This window comes from Bartonella sp. 11B (assembly GCF_002022625.1).
Taxonomy (GTDB): Bacteria; Pseudomonadota; Alphaproteobacteria; order Rhizobiales; family Rhizobiaceae; genus Bartonella; species Bartonella rochalimae.
This window is the reverse complement of record NZ_CP019783.1, coordinates 214965-239880: the sequence shown is the minus strand read 5'-3', so window position 1 is coordinate 239880 and position 24916 is coordinate 214965. Positions and strand designations below refer to the sequence as shown.

Sequence of the window (24916 nt, the reverse complement as noted above, 5' to 3'; positions counted from 1 at the left end):
CTATCTTCTCTACGGTATAATGTTAAATTTATGAAGCAATTCATAGTGATAAATTCTCGATGCGCGATGTAAGAATAGGATTATTAATCTTCTTTTGTTAAATTTTTTGAATGTTTTATGATAAGAGGCATTTGTGTCAGCATAAAGAGAAATGTTAGAGGCATAACGCCAAAGACTTTAAAATTGGTCCAAAAATTATCGCTAAAATTTCGCCAGATGATTTCATTTAGAACAGCAAGAAAAATAAAAAAATATGCCCAATTATAGGTGAGTTTGTTCCATCCAGACTCGTCAATTTTCAGACCAGAATCAAAAACATAACGCAAAAGGGGTTTTTTAAAGAATAAACCACCAAATAAAATAAAAGAAAATAGGCCATTAATGATTGTAGGTTTCATCTTAATAAAAGTGTCATCGTGAAGCCAAAGAGTTAGAAAACCAAAAACAAGGATGAATATTCCTGAAATAAGTGGGATTACAGGAATTACACGTGTAAGAAACCACGATAAGCTTAAGGCAAGAGTAATTGCTATCATAAAAAGAGCTGTTGCGGGAAAGATAGGTTTATCAAAGTCTTTAAAAAGCGCGATATTCTTTATCAACCACTCACCTTTATAATTAGCAAGGAAAAAAACAACTAACGGACCCATTTCTAAAAGAAATTTAAGAATTGGCAAAGACGGTTTTTTTTGCATATTATTGTTTTTTTTCAAATTAGAGTCATTATCTGCATTTGGTTTGAAAAGAGAAAATTTCATGTGTATTTTCCTATAATAGCTTCAGCAAAATCAGAGGCAGAAAAAGGTTCAAGATCTTCAACATTTTCGCCTACACCAATAAAATGAACGGGAATTTTATGTTTAGATGCAATGGCAACAAGAATTCCTCCGCGCGCAGTACCATCAAGTTTTGTCATAACTAAACCATTTACACCAGCTATATCACGAAAAACATTCACTTGGTTGAGAGCATTTTGCCCAGTGCTCGCGTCAAGTGTTTGAAGAACAGTATGAGGTGCTTGAGGATTATGTTTACCCAAAACACGAATAATTTTTGCTAATTCATCCATTAATTCAATTTTATTTTGTAAACGTCCCGCTGTGTCAATAAGCAAAACATCATAGTTTTCTTTTTTAGCTTTTTCATAAGCATCAAAAGCTAAGCTTGCAGCATCAGCACCAAGTTTTGTTGAAAAAACAGGAGCTTTAGCACGTTCCCCCCAAATATGTAATTGTTCAACAGCTGCAGCGCGAAACGTGTCTCCAGCAACAAGCATAACTTTTAGACCTCCCATAGTTAGTTTAGCCGCTAATTTTCCAATGGTTGTGGTTTTTCCGGTTCCATTTACACCGACGAGTAAGATAACATGGGGTTTGTGATTAAGATCAATTTCTAATGGAAATGCAATTGGCTCAAGTACCTTTTTAATTTCGTTAGTTACAATAGTATAAATATCTTTTGGTGACAAATTTTTTTCATAATAACGCGTTGATAAGATATCAATAATGCGTGTGGTTGTTTCTATACCGAGATCTGCTTGAATGAGAATATCTTCTAATTCTTGTAATGTGTTTTCATCGAGTTTTTTCTTGACAAAAAGCGTACCAATTGAATCACTTAATTGTTGTGAAGAACGAGATAATCCTTTTTTTAGGCGCTCAAACCATGCTGCTTTTTTTTGTTCAACGGTTAAGGCGGATAAAGGCTTTTCATTTTTTTCTATAATTGTATCAGTAACAATCACTTTACGAGAAGATTTTTCAGGAAGAGCAATTTTTTCACTAGATTCGATAAGTGTTGTCTTTTGTATTTTCTTTTGCTCGCATTCTTCTTTTTGTGCATCTATGGAAGAATATTTGCTGTTTATCTTTTCACTTTTATATTCATTTTGCTCTTCTTCACTGATTTCATGGGAGATAAGAGGCTGCTCTTTTTTTATTATTTTTTCTTTAGATGTATTAAAAGAGAGTATTTTTTTGATAAAAGACTTTTTCATGAGGGCTTTCCTGCTTAGGCTGCATTCGATTCAGGAAGTGTGGCAATTAATTTATTTCCATCGTGATCAACAATGAGAGCTTTAACGATTGCTCCAGCTTTAACATCTTTAATTTGTGTAAGTGTATAATCTTCTGTTCGTCCAATTCCATCTCTTTCGACAAGAATTGTTTGTTGGCTATTTTTTAAATAAATAAGATGTTTTTGGTAAGCTTTTTCCCCTTCTTTACGTAATTTTTCAGCGCGAATTTTAATTATTTCACGACTAATTTGTGGCATACGCGCAGCTGGTGTTCCTTCTCTTGGGCTGAAGGGAAAAACATGGAGATGTGTCAAACCACACTCATGAATTAAAGCCAGACTATTTTGAAACATTTCTTCTGTTTCCGTAGGAAAGCCAGCAATTAGATCAGCACCATAAACTATTGTAGGGCGTTTAGCTCGTAAATCTTGGCAAAACTGAATTGCATTTTCACGCAAGTGTCGTCGTTTCATCCTTTTTAAAATCATATTATCACCTGCTTGTAAGGATAAATGCAAGTGTGGCATGATTCTTTTTTCATATGCTAAAAGATTAATCAACTCTTGATCTGCTTCGATAGAATCAATGGATGAAAGACGCAATCGTGGCAAATCAGGAACATGGTGTAAAATAGTTGAAACTAATTTTCCTAAAGTGATTTTTCCAGGTAAGTCAGGACCATAACTTGTGAGATCAACACCTGTTAAAACAATCTCTTGAATACCATTGCCTACAAGTTGTTTAATTTGTTCAATAATGATGCCCATAGGGACTGAACGTGATCGTCCGCGGCTATAAGGAATGATGCAAAATGTACAACGATGATCGCATCCATTTTGTACTTGGACAAAAGCACGTGTGCGTCCTTCTAATGCATTAATCATATGTGGTGCAATTTTATGAACTTCCATAATATCATTAACACGCAGTTTTTCATCATGATTAATGCCGAAATCAGGAAGTTGACGGTAGGAATGAGCATGGAGTTTTTCTTCATTGCCTAAAATGAGGTCGACTTCTTTCATCAGAGAAAAATTTTTTGCTTCTGTTTGTGCTGCACATCCCGTGACGATAATACACGCATGAGGATTTTTGCGCTTCGCTTTTCGAATTGCTTGTTTTGCTTGTCGTACAGCTTCAGCGGTGACGGCACAGGTATTAAAAATAATAGCACCACCTTTAAGTTCATTAAGACCAGCAGAAGTACTTTCTTTGCGTATGATTTCTGATTCATAACTATTGAGTCGACAACCAAAAGTCACAATTTCTATTGTCATTAAAAAGAATCCTTTTTGTAGTCTCCTGTTAAAGGGTTTAAAAGACCGCTAAATTCATATTCTACAGGACCGGTCATAATGACGTGATCATCTTCTTGGTAAAGAATAGAAAGATTTCCTCCCAGTAAATTAACATCAATACAACGTTCTGTTAATCCGCGGCGGTAAGCTGTTACTGCACTGGCGCAAGCTGCACTGCCACAGGCTTTTGTTAAACCTGCTCCACGTTCCCATGTTCGTAAAATTAAACTGTTTCGTGATGTTACAGAAGCAATGGAGATATTACACCGTTCCGGAAAAAGTGGGTCATTTTCAAGTTTTGGTCCATATTTTTCTAAAGGAATATGCTCAATATTATTTTCAACAAAAAAAATAGCATGAAGATTTCCAATAGAAACAAGAGAAGCATCTTTTAAAGGTCCGGCTGTTATTTCTACGTGATTGGTATCAGCGACTTCACGAGCAATAGGCATATTTTTTGCATCAAAATTTGGGCGTCCCATATTAACAGAGATTAGACCATTAGCTTGACGTTTCCCTTCAACAATACCAGCAGGTGTTTCTAATTGAAAGCTTTCACCAAGATTATGTTTCGTCAGCCATTCGATAACGCAACGCGTACCATTACCACAAGCTTGTGCTTTTGAACCATCCGAATTCCATATCTCAATGCGAAAATTAATTTCATTTTTAATTGAGGGGTGAATCGTCATAAGTTGATCAAAATATGTTTGTGGATTTTTAGCTAGAGCAAGAATTGCTTGCTGTGTAATATTATGTGTGCTTTCACGCATATCAGCAACAATAATTTTGTTTCCAAGACCGTTCATTTTGCTGAATGGTGTTTCCATAAGATTTCTCTATTTTTTGTGCAATAGTAAGTCTAGCAAAGAATATAATGACTGAAAATTTTACAAATTACCAGCATTGACAGAAATAAAATGAAAGGACGTGAATGTTTTTCTTCAAAATGAATAATTTTTGTTATGATCACATGTTTTTTATTAGGTTTTTCTTATTTATTAATTTATTTTTGTAAAATAGCGTATTTTCATAAAATACGCTCGCTTGTTTTTTAAGTAAGTTTATTATTGTCATGAGAAAGAGTGAAGATATGACATTCCCAAAAATCTCATTTTTCATTGTACTATTTATTATAGCGATCTTAAGTGGTTGTGCAAGTTCGCAGTTTGGTAACAGTGATGGAAACAACATAGCAGAAGTTTTTTATCCTGTTCAGCAACTGTTAGAGCCTGAAACATCTGATACATTAAATTCTGAAGTGTTAACTTCCTCAAATTATGAAAAGGAATATGCTCAAGATGACACACAGTTAACTCGCTTTGAAGTACCAGACAATGCAGTTGATTTGTTTCCTACAAATATTGTTGGCGTATGGAATCTCTCTATTGGTAATAAGTCTTGTCGAATTGCAACTCCACAAACAAAGTTTGGTTCAGGATATCGAGCTGGTCCTTTAAATTGTCCAAGAATATTTGCTAAAGTGAATTCGTGGGCTGTTAAAGAAAAGAAATTATATTTTTATGATCGATCTGGAAGTGTTGTCGCGGTTCTTTATTCTTTTGGGAAAGATTATTTGGAAGGACGGACGTTGGATAATCAACCCGTTGTTTTAGACCGTTAAATCATTTTAAACTCCTTATAAAAAGGCAAATATTACGTGCACGAATTTGCATTATTTAATCACAAAATGATGCAAAAAAGCATTTATGTCTATGAAATTTACATTTGTTCAGAATGATTTGAAAAAAGGATTTTGGGATGGTTTTAGTTTCAGCGCGCTATGAAGAGCTTGTTTCCAAAGGAGACATTAGTTTCGATTCAGCTCAACGGGATTTAACAAAACATTTTGATTATTTATTACAAGAAATTTCAGCACAAAAGATTTCTCGACCTTGGACGTTTTGGCGTTTTTTTAAGAAACAAACGCATTCTCATGCTTCAAACCGATGTGGTACTGATAATTTCGTTCAGGGATTGTACATTTATGGCGAGGTTGGGCGTGGCAAGACTATGCTCATGGATTTGTTTTTCTCTTGTTTGCCAGAAGGGAATAAAAAACGTGCTCATTTTAACGATTTTATGGCTGATGTACATGAGCATATTGATGCACATCGGCAAGCGTTTAAACATGCAAAATCCAAACAAAATGATCCTATTTTAGCAGTTGCAGAAGATTTGGCACGAGAAGCACATGTGCTTTGTTTTGATGAATTTACGGTGACAGATATTGCGGATGCAATGGTTCTTGGTCGTCTTATTACTGCATTATTTAATCAAGGCGTTATTTTTGTTGCTACGTCAAATGTCGCTCCTGATAATCTTTATTACAATGGTTTGAATCGAGAGCTTTTTATGCCTTTTATTCAAATTTTAAAAAAACATGTATGTGTTATTAATCTCGATGCAAAGACGGATTATCGTCTTGAAAAATCAAATCCACAACATGTGTATATCACCCCATTGGGACAAGCAGCAGATGAAAATATGGATCAAGCATGGACATTCGTTTTACGAGGTCAAAAGGAAACATCAGATGATTTATCTGTAAAGGGACGTTCTATTCATATTCCACGTTTTAGAGATGGATGTGCACGCTTTGATTATCGAGATCTTTGCATAAAGCCTTTAGCTGCAGCAGATTATTTGGCGTTAGCAGAGCATTTTCATACGATTTTTATTGATCATGTTCCTGTTATGGATGATGCACATCGCAATGAAGCTAAACGATTTATTTTGCTTATTGATGTTCTTTATGAACGTAACATAAGACTCTTTATGTCGGCAGAAGCAGAGCTTGGGCAATTATATAAAGGACGGGCGCAGACAATAGAAACATTTGAGTTTCAAAGAACACAGTCGCGCCTTTTTGAAATGCAAAGCCAAGATTATCTCAATATTTGGGCAGAACAATTGTTAAAGAAATAAGCGAATCTTTACTTTACCTTTACGTAAACTGCTTCAATAATAACTTATTGAATTGACAAATGTTGTAATAATTCTGTTGTATTTTTTTTAAATTCATTTTATCGATACAATTGTAATTGATTGCTTTAATATTTTAGGAAGCAGTTTTTAGTCGTAAAAAGAAAGTTTGATGAATTTTGATCATCTTATGTCTAAGTGGTCTTGTTAAAAAGAGGATTAGATTAAGGGAAAATATTTAATCTGTTAGCGTGGGGGATTTTGCGCTTAGTAAAAGGAAATAAAAATGGCACGAAAGAAGATAGCTTTAATCGGTTCAGGTATGATTGGTGGTACTTTAGCGCATTTAATAGGACTTAAGGAACTTGGAAATGTTGTTTTGTTTGATATTGCAGAGGGAATACCGCAGGGTAAGGCTTTGGATATTGCAGAATCATCACCAGTTGAAAACTTTGATGTCAATTTAGCAGGAACGAATACTTATGAAGCTATTGCAGATGCTGATGTTGTTATCGTAACGGCAGGTATTGCACGTAAACCTGGTATGAGTCGTGATGATCTTTTAGCTACTAATTTAAAAGTTATGGAACAAGTTGGCACGGGAATTAAGAAATATGCGCCTTCAGCATTTGTAATTTGTGTTACCAATCCTCTCGATGTAATGGTGTGGGCATTGCAAAAGTTTTCTGGTCTTCCAACGCAAAAAGTCATTGGTATGGCTGGTGTTCTTGATTCAGCACGTTTTCGTTATTTCTTATCTGAGGAATTTAAAGTTTCTGTTAAAGATGTAACAGCATTTGTTTTGGGAGGTCATGGTGATTCGATGGTCCCCCTGATCCGTTATTCCACTGTTGCTGGTATTTCTTTGCCTGATCTTGTGAAGATGGGCTGGACAACGCAGGAGAAACTTGATCAAATTATCCAACGTACAAGGAATGGAGGGGCAGAAGTTGTGAATTTGTTAAAAACAGGCTCTGCTTTTTATGCGCCGGCCTCTTCTGCTGTTGCAATGGCCGAGACTTATTTAAAAGATACTAAGCGCGTTCTTCCTGTTGCTGCTTATCTTTCAGGTGAATATGGAGTTAGGGATACGTATGTTGGTGTTCCTGTTGTTATTGGTGCTGGTGGTGTTGAACGAGTCATTGAAATTGATTTGAATGACACTGAAAAATCTGCTTTTGAAAAATCAGTAAATGCAGTGCACGAGCTTTGTAAAACATGTGCTGCTATCGCACCTAATCTCGGATGATTCAAAATAGTTTTGTTAGGTAAAGTAAGGTACCTTAAGTGTTTTAAGAATCAATTTAGTGTTTCATAGAAGAAAAGGACAAATATATGAATATCCATGAATATCAGGCCAAACGTCTGCTTCATGAATATGGTGCGCCAATAGCGAATGGTGTTGCTATTTATTCTGTAGAACAAGCTGAAAAATGGGTGAAAAAATTACCAGGACCGCTTTATGTGGTTAAAAGTCAAATTCATGCTGGAGGACGTGGAAAAGGGAAGTTTAAAGAACTTAGCTCTGATTCAAAAGGTGGTGTTCGACTTGCAAAATCAGTTGAAGAAGTTATTACGAATGTAAAAGAAATGCTTGGTAAAACTTTGATAACTAAGCAAACGGGTCCGGAAGGTAAACAGGTTAATCGTCTTTATATTGAAGATGGAGCTGATATTGAGCGGGAGCTGTATCTTTCACTTTTAGTTGATCGTACAATTGGTCAAGTTTCTTTCGTTGTGTCGACGGAAGGAGGAATGGACATTGAAATGGTTGCTGAAGAGACACCGGAAAAAATATTTACTCTTCCTATTGATCCTACAAAGGGCGTTACTCCTTCTGATTGCATGAAACTTTGTGACTCGTTAAAATTATGCGATAGTGCACGTGAAGATGGTGAAAGGTTGTTTCCAATACTCTATAAGGCTTTTTGTGAAAAAGATATGAGCCTTCTTGAAATCAATCCGCTGATTGTAATGGATAATGGCCGTTTACGTGTTCTTGATGCAAAAGTTTCTTTCGATAATAATGCGTTATATCGTCATCCAGATATTTTGGAATTACGCGATCTTTCAGAAGAAGATTCAAAAGAAATTGAAGCATCAAAGCATGATCTTGCTTATGTTGCTCTTGATGGGACGATTGGTTGTATGGTGAATGGCGCTGGTCTTGCTATGGCAACAATGGATATCATCAAACTCTATGGGGCTGAACCAGCAAATTTTCTTGATGTTGGTGGTGGTGCTTCAAAAGAAAAAGTAACTGCTGCTTTTAAAATTATTACAGCTGATCCGAATGTCAAAGGCATTTTAGTCAATATTTTTGGTGGGATTATGCGTTGCGATGTTATCGCTGAAGGCGTGATTGCTGCTGTTAAGGAAGTTGGTTTAAAAGTTCCTTTAGTTGTTCGTCTTGAAGGTACTAATGTTGAACAGGGTAAGGCAATTATCAGTGAAAGTGGTTTAAATGTTATTTCTGCTGATGACTTAGATGATGCTGCTCAAAAAATTGTTGCAGCAGTGAAGGGAGCTTAAACCATGTCAATTCTTATTAATAAGGATACAAAAGTTCTTGTTCAAGGGCTTACGGGGAAAACGGGGACATTTCATACAGAACAAGCACTTGCTTACCATGGTACGCAAATGGTTGGCGGTATTAATCCCAAAAAAGGCGGAGAAACATGGAAGGGATCAAAGGGTGAAACTCTTCCTATTTTTGCCAGTGTTGTGGAAGGTAAAGAAAAGACTGGAGCTGATGCTTCTGTTATTTATGTTCCTCCTGCGGGGGCTGCTGATGCTATTATAGAAGCTATTGAAGCTGAAATCGGTTTAATTATCTGTATTACAGAAGGTATACCGGTTATGGATATGGTCAAGGTTAAGGCTAAATTAGAGCAATCAAAGTCGCGTTTAATTGGTCCTAATTGTCCGGGTATTCTCACTCCTGATGAATGTAAAATTGGTATTATGCCAGGTTCTATTTTCAGAAAAGGTTCTGTTGGAGTTGTGTCAAGATCGGGAACTCTAACGTATGAAGCAGTTTTTCAAACGAGTCATGAAGGACTTGGGCAGACAACAGCTATTGGTATTGGGGGAGATCCCGTTAAGGGGACTGAATTTATTGATGTGTTGGAAATGTTTTTAGCTGATAATGAAACCGAATCTATTGTTATGATTGGTGAAATTGGTGGTTCTGCTGAAGAAGAAGCAGCACAATTTCTAAAGGATGAAGCAAAAAAAGGTCGTAAAAAACCAATGGTTGGTTTTATTGCTGGTCGTACAGCTCCTCCGGGACGGACAATGGGACATGCTGGTGCAGTGATTTCTGGTGGTAAAGGTGGGGCAGAAGATAAAATTGCGGCAATGGAAGCAGCTGGAATTCGAGTTTCTCCTTCACCATCACAAATAGGCAAGACTTTAGTTGAAGTGTTGAAGGGTTAAAAGAAGAATTTATCTGAGTGGATGTCATCCATTCAGATAAAATATGGATATAAAAATAAAAACTTTTTTACAATTTTCCGATTCTTATTTTAAAAAGAAAAGCGGGTACATTAAGGAGACGGAACGAGTGTTCCGGAAAAGTATATGGCAAGGCAGGATGAGAAGAATGATCTTTTTACACAAACATCATTTTTATATGGTGGAAATGCCGATTATATAAATCAACTTTATGCCGAATATAAAAAGAATCCTACCAATGTTGATCGACAATGGTGTGATTTTTTTGAAACTTTTCAAGAGAGTAAAGAAGATGTGCTCAAGAATGCTGAAGGAGCGACATGGCAACGGGATCATTGGCCATTAAAAGAAAGTGGAGAGCTAGTTTCTGCTTTGGATAGTGATTGGTCTGCACTTGAGAAGCATTTTGGAGATAAATTAAAAGAGAAAGCAGCTGTTAATCCTGTACAAAATGGAAAAATGTCTCGTGAAGAATATATTATTCAAGCAACACGTGATTCTGTTCATGCGCTTATGATGATTCGTGCTTTCCGAGCTCGGGGGCATCTTCATGCACAACTTGATCCACTTAAACTGGCTGGAAATCGGGAAGACTATAAAGAGTTATCACCAGAAGCTTATGGTTTTAGTCCTGCTGATTACGAACGTCCGATTTTTATTGATAATGTTTTGGGATTAGAGTACGCAACCATCCCGCAGATGCTTGAAATTCTTAATCGTACGTATTGTTCGACGATTGGTGTAGAATATATGCATATTTCAGATCCTGCTCAAAAAGCTTGGATTCAGGAACGTATTGAGGGGCCAGATAAACAAATTGCCTTCACACAAAAGGGTAAAAAAGCTATTCTTAATAAGCTTATAGAAGCTGAAGGTTTTGAGCAGTTTTTGGATGTAAAATATAAGGGCACAAAACGTTTTGGTCTTGATGGGAGTGAAGCGCTTATTCCAGCTCTTGAGCAGATTATTAAGCGCAGTGGTGCTTTGGGGGTACAAGAAATAGTTTTTGGGATGGCTCACCGGGGTCGTTTAAATGTTCTTTCTCAAGTTCTTGAAAAACCGCATCGAGCTATTTTTCATGAGTTTAAAGGTGGTTCTTATAAACCTGATGATGTTGAGGGATCAGGTGATGTAAAATATCATTTGGGGACTTCTGCTGATCGTGAATTTGATGGTAAAAAAGTTCATTTATCACTTTTGCCTAATCCATCTCATCTTGAGATTGTTGATCCAGTTGTGATTGGAAAGGCACGTGCTAAGCAAGATCAACTTATTGGTTATAATCGCACGGAGGTTGTACCGTTAAGTGAACGCTCAAAAGTTTTGCCGCTTCTTATTCACGGTGATGCAGCTTTTTCAGGGCAAGGTGTTATTCAGGAAACGTTTGGTCTTTCAGATTTGAGGGGTTACCGTGTTGCTGGTTCGATTCATGTGATTATCAATAATCAAATTGGATTCACAACTAATCCACGCTTTTCACGTTCGTCACCTTATCCATCAGATGTTGCGAAAATGATCGATGCACCAATTTTTCATGTAAATGGAGACGATCCAGAAGCTGTTGTTTTTGTAGCAAAAGTAGCAACGGAATTCCGTCAAATCTTCCATAAACCGGTGGTCATCGATATGTTTTGTTATCGCCGTTACGGACACAATGAAGGTGATGAACCTTCCTTTACACAGCCCCTTATGTATAAAGCGATTCGTAATCATAAAACGACAGTTCAACTTTATAGTAATCAACTAATAGCTGAAGGAGTCATTGATCCTCAAGAAGTTGAACAAAAGAAACAAATGTGGCGCGATAAGCTTGAAAGTGAATTTGAAGCGAGTGCTTCTTATAAACCTGATAAGGCTGATTGGCTTGATGGGAGTTGGACAGGTATTAAAGCTGCTAGTAGTAGTGATGAACAGCGCTATGGAATGACAGGTGTTGAATTAAAAACCTTAAAGGAGATTGGACGAAAACTTGTCGAAGTTCCATCAGATTTTCATATACATAAAACGATTCAGCGTTTTTTAAATAATCGTGTTCAAATGTTTGAATCTGGTGAGGGTATTGATTGGGCAACAGCTGAAGCTTTAGCTTTTGGTTCTTTGTGTTTAGAAGGATCACCGGTTCGCCTTTCTGGTGAAGATGTTGAACGTGGAACTTTTTCGCAACGTCATGCAGTTCTTTATGATCAAGAAAATGAAGCCCGTTATATTCCTTTAAATAATTTACAACAGGGACAAGCTATTTATGAGGTTGTAAATTCTATGCTTTCTGAAGAAGCTGTTCTTGGTTTTGAATATGGATATTCACTTGCTGAGCCACGTGGTTTAACACTTTGGGAAGCACAATTTGGTGACTTTTCTAATGGTGCTCAGGTTATTTTCGATCAGTTTATTTCATCCGCTGAGCGTAAATGGCTTCGTATGTCTGGTCTTGTGTGTTTATTACCTCATGGTTTTGAAGGACAAGGGCCAGAGCATTCTTCAGCCCGTTTAGAGCGTTTTCTGCAATTGTGTGCAGAGGATAATATGCAGGTTGCAAATTGTACAACTCCTGCAAATTATTTTCATATTTTGCGTCGCCAAATTAGACGTGATTTTCGTAAACCATTGATTTTGATGACACCAAAATCACTTCTGCGTCATAAACGAGCGGTTTCTTTTTTAAGTGAAATGGGGCCTGGAACAAATTTTCATCGCTTGTTACTTGATGATGCAGAATGCCTTAAAAGTTCTGTGATTAAATTACAAAAAGACAGCAAGATTCGCCGTGTTGTTCTTTGTACAGGTAAAGCTTATTATGACCTTTATGAAGAACGTGAAAAGAGGGGAATTGATAATGTTTATTTGTTACGTGTTGAACAGCTTTATCCTTTCCCGGCAAAGGCTCTGGTGGACGTATTGTCGCGCTTTCTAAAGGCAGAAATTGTTTGGTGTCAAGAAGAACCCAAAAATATGGGAGCTTGGTCATTTATTGAGCCTTATTTAGAATGGGTTCTGACTCATATTCGTGCACGTTATTCGCGTGCACGTTATGCTGGGCGTTCTGCAAGTGCATCGCCTGCGACTGGCTTAATGTCGAAACATCTTGAACAGCTTGCCGCGTTTCTTGAAGACGCGTTAGGTTCTTAATTTATTACTACTCTGACGTATGGAAAAATATTATGGCTACTGAAATCCGTGTTCCTACTTTGGGCGAATCAGTTACTGAGGCAACAATTGGCAAATGGTTTAAAAAAATTGGTGAAGCCGTAGCTATGGATGAGCCTTTGGTCGAGTTAGAAACTGATAAGGTAACTGTTGAAGTTCCTTCTCCTGTTGCTGGAAAGTTATCTGAAATCATTGCAAAAGAAGGTGATACAGTTGAAGTGAATGCTCTTTTAGGAATGGTTGAAGCAGGAGCTGATGGTGTTTCTGTATCATCCGCACCACCTGCATCACCTTCTGTGATATCTACGCCGACATCTTCTCCTATGGCAGCGTCTGTATCGACTTCCTCTTTAGGAGGAACGATGCCTCCTGCTCCTTCAGCAGCAAAATTAATGGCTGAAAATAACATAGAGAAAAGTGATCTTTCAGGTTCTGGAAAGCGTGGACAGATTCTCAAGGGAGATGTTCTTAATGTTTTAGCGCAGGGGACAAAAACATCAGCTTCTGTTTCTTCTGCTATATTTGTGGATACAGTGCACGAAGAGCGTGTTCGTATGACAAAGTTGCGTCAGACAATTGCACGCCGTCTTAAAGATGCGCAAAATACAGCAGCAATGTTAACCACATTTAATGAAGTTGATATGTCTACTGTTATGGATTTGCGTAAACGTTACAAAGATCTTTTTGAAAAAAAGCATGGTGTTAAGCTTGGCTTTATGGGCTTTTTTACCAAAGCTGTTTGTCATGCATTAAAAGAACTTCCTGCTGTTAATGCGGAAATTGATGGAACAGATATTGTTTATAAAAACTATGTTAATGCTGGGATTGCTGTTGGAACGGATAAAGGACTTGTGGTTCCGGTTGTTCGCAATGCAGATCAAATGTCAATTGCAGAAATTGAAAAAGAAATTGGTCGTTTAGGGCGCCTTGCTCGCGATGGAAAATTGGCGGTCGCGGATATGTTGGGTGGAACATTCACTATTACTAATGGCGGCGTTTATGGGTCATTAATGTCAACACCGATTTTGAATGCACCACAATCTGGTATTTTGGGAATGCATGCAATTAAAGAACGTGCAATGGTGGTCGGAGGACAAATTGTCATTCGTCCAATGATGTACTTAGCGCTTTCTTATGATCACCGTATTGTAGATGGGCAAGAAGCTGTTACTTTCCTTGTGCGTGTTAAAGAAAGTTTGGAAGATCCGGAACGTCTTGTTCTTGATTTATAAAAACACAGTTTTTGAGGATGAAAGGGGAGACAGATGTCTTATGATGTTGTTGTAATTGGAGCTGGTCCAGGTGGTTATGTGGCATCAATAAAAGCTACTCAATTGGGTCTCAAAACTGCGATTATCGAAAAACGTGCAACATTAGGTGGTACGTGTCTTAATATTGGCTGTATACCTTCTAAAGCATTGTTACATGCTTCGGAATTATTTGCTGAAGCGCAACATGGTTTTGAAACGCTAGGTATTTCTATTTCTCAGGCTAAGCTTGATCTTGATAAGATGATGGCGCATAAAAAGGCTGTTGTAACAGCTAATACAAGTGGCATTTCTTTTTTGATGAAAAAAAATAAAATTGATACTTTTCATGGCACTGCAAAAATTTTAAGTGCAGGTCAGATTGAAGTTCTTACCAAAGATGGCAATCAACACAAGATTGAAACAAAGAATATTATTATTGCTACAGGTTCAGATGTATCAGGTATTCCAGGTGTGAATGTGGAAATCGATGAAAAAGTGATTGTGTCTTCGACAGGAGCACTTGCACTTGAAAAAGTTCCTGCACGCATGGTAGTTATTGGTGCGGGTGTTATTGGCTCAGAGCTTGGTTCCGTGTGGAGTCGTTTGGGTGCTAAAGTTACTATTGTAGAGTTTCTTGATAAAGTTTTAGGATCGATGGACGGTGAAGTTTCACGACAATTTCAGAAGTTAATGGAAAAACAAGGGATTGAATATAAGCTTGGTGCGAAGGTAACAGCTGTGACTCAATCTAATTCAGTTGCTAAGGTAACTTTTGAAGCTGTTCGAGGTGGTGTTGAAGAGACTTTAGAAGCTGATGTTGTTTTGATTGCTACAGGACGCTCTCCTTATACAGAGGGGCTGGGTTTGGCTGAAGCAGGTGTTCAGATGGATGAACGCGGTTTTATTAAGATAGATGCACAGTGGCAAACTAATGTTCCAGGAATTTATGCGATTGGTGATGTTGTTAAAGGTCCAATGTTGGCCCATAAAGCTGAAGAAGAAGGTGTTGCCGTGGCTGAAATTTTAGCTGGTCAAAAAGGCCATGTTAATTTTGATGTTATTCCCAGTGTTGTTTACACACAACCAGAAATCGCTAGTGTAGGTAAAACAGAAGAAGAGCTTAAAGCGGCAGGTATTAGTTATAACATTGGAAAATTTCCTTTTATGGCAAATGGGCGTGCACGTGCAATGCAAAAGAATGATGGATTTGTTAAAATTCTTGCTGATAAAAAGACAGATCAAGTTTTGGGTGGGCATATTCTTGGATTTGGTGCAGGTGAAATGATCCATGAAATTGCAGTTCTGATGGAATTTGGTGGTTCATCAGAGGATTTAGGGCGTTGTTGTCATGCACATCCTACTTTATCGGAAGCTGTGCGAGAAGCAGCTTTAGCGACATTTTCTAAACCTCTTCATACCTAAAGTTACTTTCTAACAAGATTCCATAGTTCTTTTTGAAAGCAGAATGGGAGAGTTTTTTCCCTTAATATCTTTATGTTTTGATAAAACCGCTTTTTTAAAGGCGGTTTTATTGTATTTTCATTCCGTAAATAAATTAAAATTGTAATTTCTTATCGTCTTGTTGTTCTCTTACATAAGTTGGCAGTCCCATATGATCAAGATATTTTAGAAAAGGATGTGGCGGTAGTTCTTCTATATTCACCATAGTTTTAACATCCCATTCACCGGTAGCGATAAGCATAGCTGTTGCTGCTGCAGGAACTCCAGCTGTATAAGAAATTCCTTGTGCACCAGTTTCATTAAAAGCTTGTTTGTGATCAGCTATATTATAGATGAATACTTCTCTTGGATTTCCATTTTTTGTGCCTTTAACAAGGTCTCCAATACAAGTTTTTCCTGTATAATTTGGTGCTAAAGAGGCAGGATCAGGTAAAACAGCTTTCACAACTTTTAAAGGAACAACCTCTTGACCTTCTGCTGTTTTGATAGGTTGTTCGGATAAGAGTCCAAGATTTTTAAGAACGGTAAAGACAGTAATATAACGTTCGCTGAAACCCATCCAAAAACGAATATTGGGAACATCAAGATTTTTAGATAATGAATGGATTTCGTCGTGTCCTGTCATATAAGCCGTTTGTTTTCCAACAACGGGTAAATCCCATTCATGACGGATTTCAAACATTTGATTAGAAGTCCATTTTTTATTTTGCCATGACCATACTTGTCCTGTAAATTCCCGAAAGTTAATTTCTGGGTCAAAATTTGTAGCAAACCAACGTCCATGGTTTCCGGCATTGATATCAATAATATCAATATCGGTAATTGTATCGAAATAGCTATCGCGTGCTAATGCTGCATAAGCATTTACAACACCAGGATCAAAACCTGCGCCTAAAATAGCAGTGATACCTGCTTTTTCGCATTCTTGACGTCTGGGCCATTCATAATTGCCATACCAAGGGGGTGTTTCACAAATTTTTAAAGGATCTTCATGAATCGCTGTATCGATATAAGCGCATTTTGTTTCAATACAAGCTGAAAGAACAGACATATTAAGAAAAGAGGAGCCAACATTGATAACGATTTCGCATTTTGTCTTTTGAATAAGTTTGACAGTTTCTTCAACATCCATTGCGTTGAGTGTATGACTTTTGATAATGTCTTCTACTTTTGTGGCTTTTTTTTCTTGAATGGAAGCAATGATTGCGTCACATTTTTTTTGTGTTCGTGAAGCGATATGAATTTCACCGAGAAGATCATTGTTTTGGGCACATTTATGAGCAACAACTTGTGCAACACCGCCAGCACCAATAATAAGAACGTTTTTTTTCATTGTGGGTTCATCTCCTTTTAATACTGCTGCATGATGATTTTTATTTGTTGTGTTTGTTATGAAAGGCTATTTTTATAATCATTATAGCTAAATTGACGTTGAAGTGTTAAGGTCCCATTACATTCTTTAATGACAATAGCCGGCATTGCAACGCCATTAAACCAATTTTTTTTAACCATTGTGTATCCTGCAGCGTCTTGAAAGGATAATTTGTCACCTATCTTCAGGGGTTCAGGAAATTGAAATGTTCCAAAAATATCTCCAGCAAGACAAGATTTGCCGCAAACCATAATCTCATAAGGACCATGATTTGGTTCTAATTTGGCATTTTCACGGTAGATTAAAAGATCAAGCATATGCGCTTCAATTGAACTGTCAACAATGGCAAGATTTTTTTTATTATATAATGTGTCAAGAACGCTAACTTCTAAGGTAGTACTTTTGGTAATGGCGGCTTCTCCTGGTTCCAGAAAAACAGTTACACCATAGGTTTGAGAAAAATGTTTTAAGCGTTTTGCTAAATCTTCTAAAGGATAATTTTCAGCGGTAAAGTGAATTCCTCCACCGAGACTGATCCAATCAATTGCAACAAAGAGTTCTTTAAATTTTTCTTCAATGTGGTTAAGCATTCGATTAAAAAGATTAAAATCACTATTTTCGCAATTGTTATGGATCATTAAACCGTTAATGAGAGGTAAGACTTCTTTAATAGCATCCTGATTCGTTTCTCCTAAACGGCTAAAAGGACGGGAGGGATTTGCAAGATCAAAATTTGATGCACTGATGCCTGGGTTTAATCTTAAGCCTCGTTGAATTGTTTTTGTTGTGTTAGCAAAGCGTTTCAATTGTTGAATTGAGTTAAAAATGATTTTATCTGCATAACCACAGGCTTCGTCAATTTCATCATCGGCCCATGCAACTGAATAAGCATGGGTTTCTTTTCCAAATTTTTCTTTTCCTAAGCGGAGTTCATAAAGGGATGATGATGTGGTGCCATCCATATACTGGGACATAACATCAAAGAGACTCCATGTCGCAAAACATTTTAAAGCAAGTAAAACTTTTACTCTTGATATTGCTCGTAAGTGAGCAATAGTCTTCATATTTTTTATGAGTTTAGATTTATCGATAAGATAATAAGGAGTCCCAATCATTGGCTATTCGTTCTCGTTTGAAGGATCTTATTGTTCATATTAGCGTTTAGTACATATAGCAACAGAATGTCTCAAGGAAAAAATAGCAGTGAGAAAATCTATTTTCATTTGGTGGCAGTAAGAAGACTTTCTGTAATTTGGTTTTTATTCAATTGTTTTGAGATGTATGTTATGTTCATTATTAAAAACTTATATTCCATTTTGTCTATTGTAACGATTGCCAGTATTTTTATTATAACAACCAATATTTCTAATATGGTGCATAAGAGTGGTGTTAAGGCAAAAGCAGTTGATCAGCTTTCTGTTCAAAATGATTCAGCTTTTTTGAAAGTTACTGGGCGTAAGGAACTGAATGGTTTTAAAGGTTATCGTCATTATCGGCATGGTTATCGTAAATATAATGACGGTTGGTGGTATCCTGAAAAAGCATTTGTTGCGTATACATCTTCAGATGTGAAAAATATGCCTCGAAAGATTATACCAGCCCAAAACGACAAATCGACGACTTCTTTTGTTCTAGAGGAAAAGAAGCTATGGAATATGAAGCAACATATTGCGTATTGTAAAGCTCATTATCGTTCTTATACTCAAAGTGATAATAGTTATCAACCTTTCCATGGACCTCGTAAGCAATGTTTTTCCAGTTTTTTCAAAGGGTAAAGGATATAAGAGGTAAAAAACTTTGAAATATTTTATGTAGATTTTGTGTATGAAGTGATCATTTTGTGAGAATTCTTTACATTTTTAAGTTTTATTTAAATCTATTGTTATAAGTGTGAAAGGAAGAATGATTTTACATTTTTTATTTTGCCAATGATAGAATATTAAAAATAAAATGGAGTTCAGCTAATGACAACACGGGAAGCAATGTTAATATTGCTTGTTTTGCTTCCTTTTAGTGGTAGTTTTATCATTGGTTTTTTTCGTTCAACTGCTAGAAATAATGAAGCTTGGTTTGCTGGAGCTATTGCACTTTTTAGCCTTCTTTTGACAATTATGCTGTATCCAGCGGTTTGTAGAAACGGTGTCGTACGTTTAGATCTTTCTTGGCTTCCAGAATGGGGGGTTAATCTAACCCTCCGCATAGATGGTTTATCATGGCTTTTTTGCCTTTTAATTACAGGGATAGGGTTTCTTGTTGTTGTTTATGCACGTTATTATATGAATCCAGCAGATCCAGTTCCACGATTTTTTTCCTTTTTTCTAGCCTTTATGGGGTCAATGACGGGAATAATTTTATCAGGAAATCTCGTATTTTTGGTGATTTTTTGGGAACTTACTAGTATTTTTTCTTTTTTATTGATTGGTTATTGGCACCATAATACCAGTGCGCGTGATGGTGCGCGTATAGCTTTAACAGTTACTGGTTTAGGCGGTTTTGCACTGCTGATCGGAGTTTTATTGATTGGCCATATTGTTGGTAGTTTTGATCTGGATAAGGTCCTAGAATCTGGAAATCTCATTCGGTCCAGTTCTCTTTATATTCCGATTCTTATTTGTATTTTATTAGGAGCATTAACAAAAAGTGCACAGTTTCCATTTCATTTTTGGTTACCCAACGCAATGGCTGCTCCAACACCTGCATCGTCTTATTTACATTCGGCAACAATGGTAAAAGCAGGTTTATTTTTGCTTGTTCGACTGTGGCCTGTTTTATCTGGAACAGACGTTTGGTTTTGGCTTATTGGTATTTCAGGATTAATAACATTACTTCTTGGTGCTTATTTTTCAATGTTTCAGCAAGATTTGAAAGGTCTGCTTGCTTACTCGACGCTTAGCCATCTTGGTTTGATTACTACGCTTTTGAGTCTTGACAGTTCCCTTGCCTGTGTTGCCGCGATCTTTCATATGGCTAATCATGCTACTTTTAAAGCGTCATTATTTATGGCAGCTGGTATCATTGATCATGAGACAGGTACGCGTGATATGCGTAAATTGACAGGCCTTTTTCGTTATATGCCTATTACAGGAACTCTTGCCTTAGTTGCGAGTGCTGCAATGGCTGGTGTGCCTTTGCTTAATGGTTTTTTATCAAAAGAAATGTTTTTTGCTGAAACAGTTGAAATCCATATGGAATCTTGGTTGAATCGGATTACACCTTATATAGCAACATTAGCCAGTTTGTTCAGCGTAACCTATTCTATACGCTTTATTTACAGTGTTTTTTTCGGACCTGAACCTGTTCATTTACTCAAAAAACCACATGAGCCACCACGTTTTATGCGTTTTCCAATAGAATTATTGGTTTTTATCTGTTTGGCAGTGGGTATTTTTCCTAATTTAACAATCGGATCTATTTTAGATAATGCCATAGTAGCTGTTTTAGGACCGACAACATTTTCTTATAATTTAGCTGTTTGGCATGGTTTTAATACTCCCTTAATTATGAGTTTTGTTGCTTTATCAGGGGGTGCATTGCTTTATATTTTAGGGCATCATTATTTTTTATCATGTAATGAGGGAGTGCCTCTTTTTCGTTCTTTAAAAAGATTACGTATTTTTGAGCGTATTTTTATGATTATTTTTTGGAAATGGCCATGTGTAGCAGAATCTTTTTTATCAACACGTCGTTTACAATTTCAGTTATGTTGGGTCCTTTTCGTGTGTTTTGCATTTGTTGGTCTTTTACTGTGGTGTGATGGGTTAATTTCAGCAGGTCCATTGCCACTTTTTCCTCTTGATTTTTCTTTTATTGTTATTTGGTTGATTGGCGGATTTTGTGCATTTTTAGTTGCTTGGCAGGCCAAGTTTCATCGTTTTGTATCATTAATGCTGTTGGGAGGCGCTGGTTTAATGACTTGTGCGACCTTTTTGTGGCTTTCTGCTCCTGATTTAGCGGTAACACAATTGGTTGTTGAAGTGGTGACGACAGTATTGTTACTTCTTGGTTTACGTTGGTTACCTAAGCGTTTGCATTCTTCTTCCTCTGTATCTGTTGGATCTTTAGTGTATTTACGTCGTGTTCGTGATTTTATCATAGCATTTGTCAGTGGTGCAGGTGTAGCGTGGCTATCATTTGCGGTAATGACGCGTCCACAAAGAATGACAATTTCTGACTTTTTTCTTACACGGGCTTATTTTGATACTGGTGGGCGCAATGTTGTGAATGTTTTGTTAGTTGATTTCCGTGGTTTTGATACAATGGGAGAAATAGTGGTTTTAGGTGTTGTTGCACTGACTGTTTTTGCTCTTTTACGGCGTTTTCGTCCTGCACCTGAAAGCATAGCTCCTTTTCAACATCATATGCAGACGGTTTTTGATAAAGAACGGATTAATTATCAAGAGAGGGATACTTTATTAGATTATTTATTTATTCCTTCTGTTATTATGCATTGGCTTTTTCCTCTTATTATTACTTTTGCAATTTATCTATTTATACGTGGCCATAATCTTCCAGGAGGTGGATTTGCTGGAGGTATTACTTTGGCAATAGGATTTATTTTACAATATCTTGCTACTAATATTCGTTGGGTGGAAAGTCATTTAAGGGTTTTGCCTTTGCGTTGGATGGGTTTCGGTTTGTTATTATCGGTAGCAACAGGGGGGGTAGGTTCTTGGTTTTTTAAATATCCTTTTTTAACATCTTTTTTTCAATATATGAATCTTCCTTGGGTTGGAAAAATTCCTATTGCATCTGCTTTTTTATTTGATTTAGGGGTGTTTTCTCTCGTGATGGGCGCAACTATCCTTATTTTAATTGCAATTGCACATCAATCCATTCGCGTTTATCGAATTAGTAAAAAACCTAATTTGAAAAAAGGAGAAAGTTAGTGGAAGTTGTTCTTTCTTTAGGTATTGGTGTTCTCGTTGGATCCGGTATTTGGTTGCTTTTACGTCCACGAACTTTTCAGGTTATTCTTGGTTTGTCGTTAATTTCTTATGGCATAAATCTTTTTATTTTTTCAATGAGCAGGCCTCGTAGCAATGCAGCCCCTATTGTTGATCCATCTCGTGCGATCAATCCAGAAAACTATGCTGACCCTCTTCCGCAATCTTTGGTTTTGACAGCGATTGTAATTGGTTTTGCAACGACAGCTTTATTTCTGGTTATTCTCTTGGTGTCACGTGGCTTAACAGGTTCGGATCATGTTGATGGACATGAGGCAAAGTGATGGAAATTTGGTTACAGCATCTACTTATTTTGCCTATTCTTTTGCCATTAAGTACTGGAGCACTTCTTCTTTTCTATGATGAACGTAATTCACAGCTTAAGTCACTTATTAGTCTCTCTTCTGCGGGTTTATTGATTGTTATTTCTATTTTATTGTGTCTACGTACTCTTGAAATAGCGCCGGCTTCAGATGTTTATCAACTTGGTAATTGGCCCTCTCCTTTCGCTATCATTTTGGTTCTTGATCGCTTAAGTGCTTTGATGCTTTTACTTTCAAGTGTATTGACTGCTGCTACGTTTATTTTCTCACAAGCTTATTGGTATAAGGTAGGTCCCCATTTTCAGTCATTGATGCAATTTTTGATAGTAGGCATTAATGGTGCTTTTTTGACAGGTGACTTATTCAATTTATTTGTATTTTTTGAAGTTATGTTAACTGCTTCTTATGGGCTTGCTTTACATGGATCAGGTCAATCACGCGTTCGTGCTGGTATGCATTATATAGTGATTAATCTTTTTGCTTCATTTTTGTTTTTAACTGGTACGGCTCTAATTTATGGAATAGTGGGTACGCTTAATATGGCTGATTTGGCGGTTAAAATAAGATATATCGCTTCTGCGGATATTGTTTTATTTGAAATAGGTGTAGCCCTTTTAAGTGTTGCTTTATTGCTTAAAGTTGGTCTGTGGCCACTTAATTTTTGGTTGGTACCAACTTATTGTGCAGCAGCGGCTCCCGTGAGTGCTTCTTTTGCGATTTTGAGCAAGGTGGGTATTTATGTTATTTTACGTTTAACATTGTTATGGTTTGGTCCTGAAAGTGGATATTTTACCCATTTTGGTTCTACGATTTTATTTTATGGTGGGCTTGCGACTTTAACTTTTGGTTTTATTGGAGTGTTGGCTAGTCAAGTTTTGGGTCGTTTAGCGGCTTATAGTGTTCTTGTATCTTCTGGAACAGTGTTAACAGCAATTGGGACTGGAAATATACTGTTAACAGCGGGTGCGCTTTTTTATATTGTTTCTTCAACTTTAGCCTTGGGAGCTTTTTTTCTTTTGGTAGAATTAGTTGAGCGTGATCAGGACGTCACCACTGATGTTTTAGATGTTACAACGGAAGTGTATAATGATGAAGAAGAGGAAGAAGAAGATGAAGTAGGTACTTATTTACCGGTAACTTTGACAATTCTTGGTGCTTGTTTTGCTATTTGTGCTATTTTAATTATTGGATTACCTCCTTTATCTGGTTTTATTGCAAAATTTATGATAATTATGGCAATTTTAAATCCCAAAGAAGGGAATTCTGCCGCATATATGCCAGTTTTACAGGATTGGCTTTTTGTAATTTTTATTATTATTTCCGGTTTTGCAACTTTAATTTCAATGACAAGAGCCGGTATTCGAATTTTTTGGTTTTCTCTTGAAGGTAAAATTCCACGTGCGCAAGTAATCGAATTTACACCTATTGCTGCTCTTTTAGTTTTGTGTTTTGTTGCAACAATGATGGCTGGACCTGTTAGTCATTATATGTATGAAACTGCTAAAGTTTTACACTCTCCTAAAAATTATATCAGTAGTATTTTAACTGATTTTTCTCTAAAAAAGATGGAGAAAAATTGATGAATCACTTCTTTGCATATCCTTTTTTTAGTTGTGCGATTGTTTTAATGTGGGTGATTTTAAACGGTTTTAATTTAGGCCAATTTCTTTTAGGCATTGTTATTGCTTTGTTCAGTAGTTTAATGATGCAGCTTATTGAGATGAAAACAGCCACCATTAAGAGTTGGAAAGCGGTTTTTCTATTATTATTCCGGGTATTTATAGATTCTATCTCTTCAAATATTTCAGTAGCTTGGTTTATTTTAACAAAAAGGCGTAAAAAACAAAAATCTGGTTTTGTTGTTATTTTTCTAGCGCTTGAAAGTCAAGTTGCCTTAGCTATTTTAGCATGTATCTTGGCAGTTACTCCAGGTACTGTTTGGGTTGCTTATAATAGCAAAAATAATCAACTTTTAATTCATGTTTTAAATTTAATAGATGGAAATGATTATGAACAGTTGATCAAGCAGCGATATGAACAATTGCTTTTGGAGATTTTTTCATGAGTATGGTTATTCTTTATTGGGGACTTTATCTTTCACAGTTTTTTTTAAGTTTGGCGATGATTCTAGCATTGTTTCGACTGGTTCGTGGTCCAAGAGCACAAGATCGCATTGTTGGTTTGGATGCTCTTTATATGACTGCTATCCTTTTATTTCTGACGTTTGATATTCGTTCAGGAACAACTATTTATTTTGAAGCTGTTCTCATTATTAGTCTTTTAGGTCCTATATCGAGTATTGCTTTGGCAAAATTTTTAATGCGTGGAGAAATTATTGAATGAAAGATGATATTTCACTTTGGAGTGCTCTTATAATTAGCTTTTTTTTAATACTGGGATCTAGTCTTACTCTCATTGGAACAATAGGGCTTGTACGTTTTTCTAATTTTTATGAACGTTTGCATACATCTTCATTGAGTACAAGTTGGGGAGGAAGCAGTATTATTATTGCTTCCTTTTTTTATTCAATACATGTGGATCATGTATTTGTTATTCATGAGATATTGTTGATGATTTTTTTGTTTATGACAACACCAATAACCTCTATGTTGTTGTCACAAACAGCAGTTCATCGAGATCAATCAAAGGATTTTTTAAAAGAACCATTTTCTCTTTTATTTCATAATCATAAAAAGAAGAAATCGTGAAATTTAAACGAATGTAAAC

At 36.5% G+C, this 24916-nt stretch carries 21 protein-coding genes; 15 read left to right on the top strand and 6 right to left on the bottom strand.

Going from position 1 to position 24916, the window contains the following annotated elements; genetic code table 11:
• Positions 1–83: 83 nt before the first annotated feature.
• The 4 genes from Bho11B_RS01090 to dapF are packed head-to-tail and all read right to left on the bottom strand — an operon-like array spanning position 84 to position 4145.
• Positions 84–758, bottom strand: a complete 675-nt coding sequence (locus Bho11B_RS01090; protein WP_035006422.1) for a septation protein A — start codon at positions 756–758, stop codon at positions 84–86.
• Positions 755–1996 (bottom strand): signal recognition particle-docking protein FtsY, encoded by a 1242-nt coding sequence (ftsY, locus tag Bho11B_RS01085; protein ID WP_051668852.1) that lies wholly within the window; start codon positions 1994–1996, stop codon positions 755–757. The genes Bho11B_RS01090 and ftsY overlap by 4 nt, the downstream gene beginning before the upstream one ends.
• A 14-nt stretch (positions 1997–2010) precedes the next feature.
• The gene (gene mtaB, locus Bho11B_RS01080) at positions 2011–3294 is read right to left on the bottom strand and encodes a tRNA (N(6)-L-threonylcarbamoyladenosine(37)-C(2))-methylthiotransferase MtaB (protein ID WP_078674068.1); all 1284 of its coding nucleotides are present in this window, start codon (positions 3292–3294) and stop codon (positions 2011–2013) included.
• Positions 3294–4145, bottom strand: a complete 852-nt coding sequence (gene dapF / locus Bho11B_RS01075) for a diaminopimelate epimerase (RefSeq protein ID WP_078674067.1) — start codon at positions 4143–4145, stop codon at positions 3294–3296. Before dapF ends, mtaB begins: the two co-directional genes overlap by 1 nt.
• Before the next feature lie 263 nt (positions 4146–4408).
• Here dapF and Bho11B_RS01070 point away from each other — a divergent pair, with 263 nt between their 5' ends.
• The 8 genes from Bho11B_RS01070 (at position 4409) to lpdA (ending at position 15512) form a co-directional block, all read left to right on the top strand.
• A complete protein-coding gene (locus Bho11B_RS01070; protein ID WP_078674066.1) occupies positions 4409–4939 on the top strand; it encodes an AprI/Inh family metalloprotease inhibitor in 531 nt (176 codons plus the stop codon).
• Positions 4940–5076: 137 nt separating this feature from the next.
• Entirely contained in the window at positions 5077–6243 is a 1167-nt protein-coding gene (gene zapE / locus Bho11B_RS01065) for a cell division protein ZapE (protein ID WP_078674065.1), read from the top strand.
• A gap of 283 nt (positions 6244–6526) precedes the next feature.
• The gene (mdh, locus tag Bho11B_RS01060) at positions 6527–7489 is read left to right on the top strand and encodes a malate dehydrogenase (protein WP_078674064.1); all 963 of its coding nucleotides are present in this window, start codon (positions 6527–6529) and stop codon (positions 7487–7489) included.
• A gap of 86 nt (positions 7490–7575) precedes the next feature.
• On the top strand, positions 7576–8772 hold the full coding sequence (gene sucC, locus Bho11B_RS01055; protein WP_078674063.1) for an ADP-forming succinate--CoA ligase subunit beta: 1197 nt from the start codon (positions 7576–7578) through the stop codon (positions 8770–8772).
• A 3-nt stretch (positions 8773–8775) separates the two neighbouring features.
• Positions 8776–9678, top strand: coding sequence for a succinate--CoA ligase subunit alpha (gene sucD, locus Bho11B_RS01050; RefSeq protein WP_078674062.1), 903 nt, complete (start codon positions 8776–8778; stop codon positions 9676–9678).
• Between the two features lie 144 nt (positions 9679–9822).
• Positions 9823–12822, top strand: coding sequence for a 2-oxoglutarate dehydrogenase E1 component (locus Bho11B_RS01045; RefSeq protein ID WP_078674061.1), 3000 nt, complete (start codon positions 9823–9825; stop codon positions 12820–12822).
• Positions 12823–12854: 32 nt separating this feature from the next.
• Positions 12855–14072 (top strand): 2-oxoglutarate dehydrogenase complex dihydrolipoyllysine-residue succinyltransferase, encoded by a 1218-nt coding sequence (odhB, locus tag Bho11B_RS01040; RefSeq protein WP_035006435.1) that lies wholly within the window; start codon positions 12855–12857, stop codon positions 14070–14072.
• A gap of 33 nt (positions 14073–14105) precedes the next feature.
• Positions 14106–15512 carry a dihydrolipoyl dehydrogenase gene (gene lpdA, locus Bho11B_RS01035; RefSeq protein ID WP_078674060.1) on the top strand — a complete coding sequence of 469 codons (1407 nt, stop codon included), beginning with the start codon at positions 14106–14108 and terminating at the stop codon, positions 15510–15512.
• 133 nt (positions 15513–15645) lie between these two features.
• Here lpdA and Bho11B_RS01030 read toward each other — a convergent pair whose 3' ends face one another.
• On the bottom strand, positions 15646–16884 hold the full coding sequence (locus Bho11B_RS01030; protein WP_078674059.1) for a saccharopine dehydrogenase family protein: 1239 nt from the start codon (positions 16882–16884) through the stop codon (positions 15646–15648).
• A gap of 56 nt (positions 16885–16940) precedes the next feature.
• On the bottom strand, positions 16941–18038 hold the full coding sequence (locus tag Bho11B_RS01025) for a carboxynorspermidine decarboxylase (RefSeq protein ID WP_078674058.1): 1098 nt from the start codon (positions 18036–18038) through the stop codon (positions 16941–16943).
• Between the two features lie 171 nt (positions 18039–18209).
• Here Bho11B_RS01025 and Bho11B_RS01020 point away from each other — a divergent pair, with 171 nt between their 5' ends.
• The 7 genes from Bho11B_RS01020 (at position 18210) to mnhG (ending at position 24897) form a co-directional block, all read left to right on the top strand.
• Positions 18210–18698 carry a BA14K family protein gene (locus Bho11B_RS01020; RefSeq protein WP_078674121.1) on the top strand — a complete coding sequence of 163 codons (489 nt, stop codon included), beginning with the start codon at positions 18210–18212 and terminating at the stop codon, positions 18696–18698.
• Positions 18699–18887: 189 nt separating this feature from the next.
• The gene (locus Bho11B_RS01015; RefSeq protein ID WP_035006439.1) at positions 18888–21809 is read left to right on the top strand and encodes a monovalent cation/H+ antiporter subunit A; all 2922 of its coding nucleotides are present in this window, start codon (positions 18888–18890) and stop codon (positions 21807–21809) included.
• Entirely contained in the window at positions 21809–22150 is a 342-nt protein-coding gene (locus tag Bho11B_RS01010) for a Na+/H+ antiporter subunit C (RefSeq protein ID WP_035006440.1), read from the top strand. Before Bho11B_RS01015 ends, Bho11B_RS01010 begins: the two co-directional genes overlap by 1 nt.
• The gene (locus tag Bho11B_RS01005) at positions 22150–23769 is read left to right on the top strand and encodes a monovalent cation/H+ antiporter subunit D (RefSeq protein WP_078674127.1); all 1620 of its coding nucleotides are present in this window, start codon (positions 22150–22152) and stop codon (positions 23767–23769) included. Before Bho11B_RS01010 ends, Bho11B_RS01005 begins: the two co-directional genes overlap by 1 nt.
• Entirely contained in the window at positions 23769–24254 is a 486-nt protein-coding gene (locus tag Bho11B_RS01000) for a Na+/H+ antiporter subunit E (protein ID WP_078674056.1), read from the top strand. The genes Bho11B_RS01005 and Bho11B_RS01000 overlap by 1 nt, the downstream gene beginning before the upstream one ends.
• Positions 24251–24532, top strand: a complete 282-nt coding sequence (locus tag Bho11B_RS00995) for a K+/H+ antiporter subunit F (RefSeq protein WP_078674055.1) — start codon at positions 24251–24253, stop codon at positions 24530–24532. The genes Bho11B_RS01000 and Bho11B_RS00995 overlap by 4 nt, the downstream gene beginning before the upstream one ends.
• Positions 24529–24897, top strand: coding sequence for a monovalent cation/H(+) antiporter subunit G (gene mnhG / locus Bho11B_RS00990; protein WP_078674054.1), 369 nt, complete (start codon positions 24529–24531; stop codon positions 24895–24897). Before Bho11B_RS00995 ends, mnhG begins: the two co-directional genes overlap by 4 nt.
• Positions 24898–24916 lie beyond the last annotated feature (19 nt).

Excerpts from the sequence above, each read along its gene's own strand:
- mdh (WP_078674064.1), top strand. The coding sequence starts at position 6,527 with ATGGCACGAAAGAAGATAGCTTTAATCGGTTCAGGTATGATTGGTGGT.
- mtaB (WP_078674068.1), bottom strand. The coding sequence starts at position 3,294 with ATGACAATAGAAATTGTGACTTTTGGTTGTCGACTCAATAGTTATGAA.
- Bho11B_RS01070 (WP_078674066.1), top strand. The coding sequence starts at position 4,409 with ATGACATTCCCAAAAATCTCATTTTTCATTGTACTATTTATTATAGCG.
- zapE (WP_078674065.1), top strand. The coding sequence starts at position 5,077 with ATGGTTTTAGTTTCAGCGCGCTATGAAGAGCTTGTTTCCAAAGGAGAC.
- ftsY (WP_051668852.1), bottom strand. The coding sequence starts at position 1,996 with ATGAAAAAGTCTTTTATCAAAAAAATACTCTCTTTTAATACATCTAAA.
- mnhG (WP_078674054.1), top strand. The coding sequence starts at position 24,529 with ATGAAAGATGATATTTCACTTTGGAGTGCTCTTATAATTAGCTTTTTT.
- Bho11B_RS01000 (WP_078674056.1), top strand. The coding sequence starts at position 23,769 with ATGAATCACTTCTTTGCATATCCTTTTTTTAGTTGTGCGATTGTTTTA.
- Bho11B_RS01020 (WP_078674121.1), top strand. The coding sequence starts at position 18,210 with ATGTTCATTATTAAAAACTTATATTCCATTTTGTCTATTGTAACGATT.
- Bho11B_RS01030 (WP_078674059.1), bottom strand. The coding sequence starts at position 16,884 with ATGAAAAAAAACGTTCTTATTATTGGTGCTGGCGGTGTTGCACAAGTT.
- lpdA (WP_078674060.1), top strand. The coding sequence starts at position 14,106 with ATGTCTTATGATGTTGTTGTAATTGGAGCTGGTCCAGGTGGTTATGTG.
- Bho11B_RS01025 (WP_078674058.1), bottom strand. The coding sequence starts at position 18,038 with ATGATTGGGACTCCTTATTATCTTATCGATAAATCTAAACTCATAAAA.
- sucC (WP_078674063.1), top strand. The coding sequence starts at position 7,576 with ATGAATATCCATGAATATCAGGCCAAACGTCTGCTTCATGAATATGGT.
- Bho11B_RS01090 (WP_035006422.1), bottom strand. The coding sequence starts at position 758 with ATGAAATTTTCTCTTTTCAAACCAAATGCAGATAATGACTCTAATTTG.
- sucD (WP_078674062.1), top strand. The coding sequence starts at position 8,776 with ATGTCAATTCTTATTAATAAGGATACAAAAGTTCTTGTTCAAGGGCTT.
- dapF (WP_078674067.1), bottom strand. The coding sequence starts at position 4,145 with ATGGAAACACCATTCAGCAAAATGAACGGTCTTGGAAACAAAATTATT.
- Bho11B_RS01045 (WP_078674061.1), top strand. The coding sequence starts at position 9,823 with ATGGCAAGGCAGGATGAGAAGAATGATCTTTTTACACAAACATCATTT.
- odhB (WP_035006435.1), top strand. The coding sequence starts at position 12,855 with ATGGCTACTGAAATCCGTGTTCCTACTTTGGGCGAATCAGTTACTGAG.
- Bho11B_RS01015 (WP_035006439.1), top strand. The coding sequence starts at position 18,888 with ATGACAACACGGGAAGCAATGTTAATATTGCTTGTTTTGCTTCCTTTT.
- Bho11B_RS00995 (WP_078674055.1), top strand. The coding sequence starts at position 24,251 with ATGAGTATGGTTATTCTTTATTGGGGACTTTATCTTTCACAGTTTTTT.
- Bho11B_RS01005 (WP_078674127.1), top strand. The coding sequence starts at position 22,150 with ATGGAAATTTGGTTACAGCATCTACTTATTTTGCCTATTCTTTTGCCA.